This window comes from Candidatus Binatia bacterium, assembly GCA_036382395.1.
GTDB lineage: Bacteria > Desulfobacterota > Binatia > HRBIN30 > HRBIN30 > JAGDMS01.
The window spans coordinates 1-5,783 of record DASVHW010000050.1 but is presented as its reverse complement, the minus strand read 5'-3'; the positions used below and the strand labels follow the sequence as shown (position 1 = coordinate 5,783).

The 5,783-nt window shown below is 61.6% G+C and carries 4 protein-coding genes; all 4 read right to left on the bottom strand.

Features of this window, described 5'->3' with window-relative positions; translation table 11 throughout:
* Positions 1 to 352: 352 nt before the first annotated feature.
* The gene (locus VF515_02990; GenBank protein HEX7406597.1) at positions 353 to 706 is read right to left on the bottom strand and encodes a hypothetical protein; all 354 of its coding nucleotides are present in this window, start codon (positions 704 to 706) and stop codon (positions 353 to 355) included.
* 87 nt (positions 707 to 793) lie between these two features.
* On the bottom strand, positions 794 to 1,078 hold the full coding sequence (locus tag VF515_02985; GenBank protein ID HEX7406596.1) for an RNA-binding protein: 285 nt from the start codon (positions 1,076 to 1,078) through the stop codon (positions 794 to 796).
* 465 nt (positions 1,079 to 1,543) lie between these two features.
* Positions 1,544 to 2,053: a hypothetical protein gene (locus VF515_02980; protein ID HEX7406595.1), complete on the bottom strand. Its 510-nt coding sequence runs from the start codon at positions 2,051 to 2,053 to the stop codon at positions 1,544 to 1,546.
* 148 nt (positions 2,054 to 2,201) lie between these two features.
* Positions 2,202 to 5,483: a C25 family cysteine peptidase gene (locus VF515_02975; protein ID HEX7406594.1), complete on the bottom strand. Its 3,282-nt coding sequence runs from the start codon at positions 5,481 to 5,483 to the stop codon at positions 2,202 to 2,204.
* Positions 5,484 to 5,783: the final 300 nt, after the last annotated feature.

The window sequence follows — 5,783 nt, the reverse complement described above, 5'->3', positions numbered from 1 at the left end:
ACACGGATTCGCTTCCCGCCCCCGAGATTCTCGCCCAGGAACTCGCCGACGATCTGGAGACCGCGTTGGAGCAGTTCACGAAGATTGCGGCCAAGCTCAGCAGCAGAACCTGATCGCGCATGCGACGGCTACGCCTGCTACATGCGCGCCGCGCCGCGATCTACTGGAAACGTCATCTCGCCTTCCGGCAACGACGGCCGCTCACGCGGCGGCGCGCTCGCTGCGGCCCGGCTGCACCGCGGCGATGAAGCGCAGATGCGCGTGGCGCTCGAGGGTCTCTTGCAGCCAGAAGTCGTTCTTGAACCGCAACAGCGGCCGGCCCTCCACGTCGAGCAGCCAGGAAAGCCCGAGGTCAGCCTTGCGCTACGCCAGCAGCCTCACCACCCAGCGGCGGCGCCTCGCGGAGGCGGCGGAGGTGCGAGAAGGCAATCCACCATTCGCTCCCGTCGGTGCTCCTGCGAACCTGATAGGCGACGCCTTCCCGTGCTCGGGGCCGCCAAGAAACGATCTCTACCTCTTGGCCGTCGGCCAGATCGTTGGCCACCGGATTTCCGTCCCCATCCGTCATTGGTACCGGACGCGGCGTTTTGCCGGCAGGCTGGGGCCAGTTTACGAAGGCGTGCCAACCGACGCAGAAGACTGGGGCCTTCTTGGGGCGAGGTGGCGCCGGCTTGGCAGCGCGCAAATGGCCGTGGCTGAATGGCATGTTTTCTCCTGCAAGCCGTGAAGACGGCTTCGCCATGGTGAGAATGTTCGCGCCCGCCGCATGCGGGCGGGCGCGAACCGTGTGCGGTTAGTAGCGACCTCTGCCGCCGCCTCCGCCGTTGTTCTCGCGCTCCTTGGCCTCGTTCACCTTGAGAGCGCGGCCTTTGAACGCCTGGCCGTCGAACTGTTGGATGGCTTTTTGGGCCTCGCCGTTCGAACCCATCTCAACGAAGCCAAAGCCACGCGACTGTCCGGTCTCGCGATCGGTGATGACCGCGACCGACTCGCAGGCCCCGGCTTGCGCGAACAGATCCTCGATATCCTTGTTGTTGACGTCGAAGCCGAGATTGCCGACGTACAGTTTTCTTCCCATTACATGAACTCCTTTGTCGCTGGGGCGCCGCCACGACCGCGTTGCGTTTGGCTCCTCAAGACAGCGACACCTGTTGTCGTTGTCGTTTCTGAATGAGAGGTACGGGAGGCGTGCCAGACGCCGCAATGCTAGGCGGGGTTCTCGCGCCGGACGATCAGTTGTGAGTCGTGGTACCGTAGCAGTGCCTCCCCGCCTCGGCACAACCCACAGGACTCGCGCATTCTGGCCGAGGGCGTGAAGTTGCAAGCCTCATAGCGGCTGCGCTACCTGGCTCGATAGGATGCCACCCGAGTGGGCTGGCAAGAACGGCGGTAATGCCAAACTCAATGCCCATGGTTTTTCGCAGACATTGAGGTTCTCAGCAATCAACTGGCTGCCGCCGTCGGCTTGAGCGGCAGGCATCGCACCGCCGCCTCGGATGCCGAACGCGCCCGCTTGTTCGTGCCCAAGCGCATCAACGCCACCCTAGAGGCAGGAGAATGGCCCGCATGGGGCTCCATAACAGGAATGGGTGTTCAGGTCACACCCATATTGGCACGAAAGGTTGGTTGTGCACGGCTCCCCATACTGACGGTTCAGTTGCGAACTCGGAATGATGGCCTCAGCGATCTCGACCTTCTGGTATTTGCGGTCATTGCCCCAATCTGGCCACGGCGTTGGCTGTGGGGGGGGAATCGTGTATGCGTAACGCTCCTGGTTGCATACCATATTCATGTAATGAAACGCCTCTGGGTGCTGGTCGCGCAGCTCAAACAGCGTCGGGAATGGGGCGTTCCCGTCGGCCGGGAAATACATCACGAGCACTGGCGTGAATACAATCGGGTTGAGAGGCAGTGTCGTGAGCGCCTGGCACGTGAGCTTCACATAATACTCGTTTCCGGATTGCGCCATACCCACTCCGGAAGACACGTGCAAAAGGATGCCGATAGCGGCGGCCGTGCTTGCCAACGTTCTGTTCCGATCGATCATGATCATCACCTCCCCCAGGGGATGCCCAGGTCCGCACCGCGACGAAAATAGGCGGCGTGACCAGTTATCCCCCGCACTGCTTCCATAATCACACCAAGAAGAGCGGGTTGTAGGACTTCGCCAGCCAACAGAGGCAAGAGTTGAGGTGGGCGGTTCATTGGGGGCCTATCACCGCCAGCGGATCGCCCATGAACACCCGGTTGAGGACCTGGTGGTTGTACCCCTGCAATTGCGGCTTCGTCATAACGTCTACAACCATATTGATGTATGCGTTGCCGATGGGAAGGCCGTGAGCGCGAGAATAGTCCGCATGCTCCATGAAGAGCTGATTGTAGGAGTTGTCCGATCCGCCAAAACCGACGAAATAGTTCAGATAGGTGTTGATCGCCCCACCGTTGTGCAGCCCGATCAGGCTCTCGGCAAAACTCGCGGGTGCCACTAATGAGTCCATGTACCCCTGAGTTCCTGTATCGAAGGGCGGGCCGGCACCGGTATAAATTAGCCAATTGAACGAGTTGTAGTCGAAGTAGCTCGCCGGGTCGCAGGAGTTCGCGATCACGTGACCGATGAAGTGCCCGGATTTCGCGAGCGACACGGTCGGTGCGATCTCCGGGTCAACAAATTCGTGCAGGCGGTCGTTGATGAGGCCGTAGGAATTGAAGACCCTGAAACCCAGTGCCGGCGAGGGTATCGGGCTAATATACGGGCCTTGGATCCCAGAGTGGCCGCCATGTCCGTCCAAAAGCCAGCTCGTTCGATTCACGGCCGGCATCTCCGTTTCCATGATGGTAAGCGGGTCGTTGACAGTGCACTGCGAGGGGTGCCCCGCCGCCGCGCAGGCGTTTGCCAGGGCGGGAAAGTAAACAGTCGAACCGTAGATCATCGATGATGTGTCAGGGACGATACCTGTCATGGAGAAGAATCCCTGGACGTCTCCGGGTGCCCAGAGCCACCCCTGTTCTCCCCCGAACGTCGCGATGCTACGTTGCGATAACCCGCGGTGCTGCACCAACTCCCAGGCCTTGAGCTTGTCGACGTAATTCTGGACGGCCGGATCCTTGTCAGGCAGGAAGAACCGGGTCTGGGTCACGATTCGGCCAACCGCCAACACGTCCGCCGCGGTCAGCGCCGTAAGTGGCACGCCAGCTGAGACCGGATCATCAAAAGTGCGGGTGAACGGATAGTGGGGCACCCAACCGTAGTACCGCATCCCCCGGCCGGGGGGCCCCCAGTAAGGGCTTTCGTTGGACTCACACCATTCCTTCATCTCGAGGTGGCCTAGGTGGTCGTCGCACGTCACCATAAAGGGCGTCAGCTGTGCCATGTTCACTGCCGATTGAGCCAGCTGATTGCGCATGAGCGGGAGCGGGATCGAAGGAATCGCGTAATACAGATCCGTGCCGAGCGTGAAGCGGTAATCCCCTTGGCAATAATCGTCTTGTTGCTCGGACACCCCGTTGAACGAAGAACAGCCCGTGCTCCGGCCCGCGGAAAAATCGGTCTTCGGGGTAAAAATCGGCGGAACGGCCTCCGGATCCCCGATCAGGAGCACCGCCTTGAGCTTCCCATCCGCCTTCAGCCGCCGGATGTAGGCGCGGATCAATCCGGGAATGTACGACACCCGCGAGTACTGGTCTGCAAAGTGCGTCTCGCGGTGGAATCCCACGAGCGACGGGACCGCAAGCGGACTCACGTTCGCGATCGCGTCGCCCCAGTAGTGGTAGCATTCCCTGTCGTAGGGAGACGTCGTGCACTCCGGAGGAGTCGGGGCGTTTGCATTGTAGCCGGGAAGCTCGCTCACCGAGATGACCTGGGTGGCCACGCCGCGGGAGTTGCGGTAGGCCGCAAGCTGATCGGCTTCCGGCCGGTAGAGGTCTTGGGTGATGATCAGGTACGAAGCACTGTTCGTCAGCGCCGGCTCCGATTGCACCCGGGCCATGGACTGCACCAGAGGGAAGAGGGCCCGGACCGAGTTGGTGCCATCCCCGAGGGTCAACTCGACCAGCGACGAGCGCGCCGTGCCGCGGAGCGTCGGATACAGCTGTACCGCCATGTCGACGAGGTCGCAATATCCTGGCTGACCGGCACGCGAGGGCTCTCCATCCGAGATCGCCGGAATGTCGGGCAAGATCATCTGCGCGCTGTCGGGTGCAGCCGCGGCGGAAATCCGGAACTGAACCTGGATCGTGTCGGTCCCGGAATCGCTGGACGCCTGGAAAGCCTCAGGAAGGGCGAAGGTGAAGTGCGTCTCGCCCAGCGGGCGATTCGCGTAATGAACCACCACCCCCGGAGGCGCGGCCACTTCGAGCCGCTGGAAGGATTTGCCGCAGACGCGAACCGGAACCGCATGGAGCTCGACCGTCACCTGCGCCGGGCATCCGTTGAGCACGTTGTTCACGGCGGTCAGGATCTCATCGATGGTGAACATTCCATCGCCGCTGGCGTCGCCAGAGATGCACCTTGAGACGTCCGCATTCCCGAGCGCGATGTTCACCATTGTGAGGATATCGTCCACGGTCACCGCGCCGTCGGTGTTGCAGTCGCCGACACAGTCCGGAGGATACTTGGGTGTCCGAGTTGGCGTCGGCGTTCGCGTTACAGTGGGTGTGCTGGTCGGAGTTGGGGTAGGGCTTGTTATGCCGACGGTGTAGCAGGCGGTATTGTTGGCCGAATTCACGTCGTGCTGATTGGTCACCGTCGCACAATTCTGGATTGCAATTCCCGGAGTAGCGGTAACCGTGACGTCGAACACCACGCTGCTGTGGCCTGGCTGCAGCGTCAACGTGAAATTGGTGCAACTGATGCCGGGCGGAGCGGTACAACCCCAGCCATCGGCTGTGTTGAAGTTGAACCCTGTCACCGTGAAGCCCGGGAGGAGACTGTCCGTGACGGTGGTGGTAGGCTGGCATGGCACGTTCCCCACGTTGGTGACCGTGACCTCGAATACGAACGGGAAACCCGGAGTAGGCGGATCGAGGTCTGGGATCTTTGTGATCGCCAGGTCGCACCCTGTTCTCGCCGTGGGTGTCGGAGTCGACGTTGGCGTGCGGCTTGGCGTTGGTGTGGGAGTCGCCGTGAACGTGGGCGGCGTAACCTGGCACGGGACGATCCTCACGTATCCGCTCAGGGTTCCACTGAGGTCCATGCCGGTCGCGGTGCCACCACCGCCGCTAAAGGGATTGTTGGACACGTCGACACGCAAGGTATGCAGCCCCGGACCCGGGGTGAAGCCCTGGATGGTCGCCGGGGTCGTGAAGTTGATAGGGGGCGGGGTTGGAAGCGTCGTGAGGGGGTTGCTGTCAAGGGAGACAGTTGCCGTGTTGTCCGCGAGAATCTGCAGGAGCGGCGAGAAGTCGAGCGGGCCGCATTGTTCCCAACAGAGTTCGTACGAGTAGATCCCAGCCGGGCAGTCAAATGTGGTTGTCTGATTGCACATCGTATTTGCCGAGATCCACTGCGTGCCGGGCAACGTGGCCCAGCCAGCGTTAGATGCGATAACAGTCGCGGGACCAGGAGAAGAGAAGCCTGTCGTACCCGGCGGCGCCGCGATCAGCTGCCAAACCTGGCTTCCCGTGGAAATGATCACCGAGATCGGTACAGTAATATCAAAGGGGCACGTTGCTGTGGGAGTTGGCGTCCGCGTTGGTGTGGGAGTTGGCGTCGGCGTCTCGGGCGTCACGGCGGGCACCCGGAAGATCAAGAACTCGCCGGGAACAGGCTTGACTGTCCAATCGAA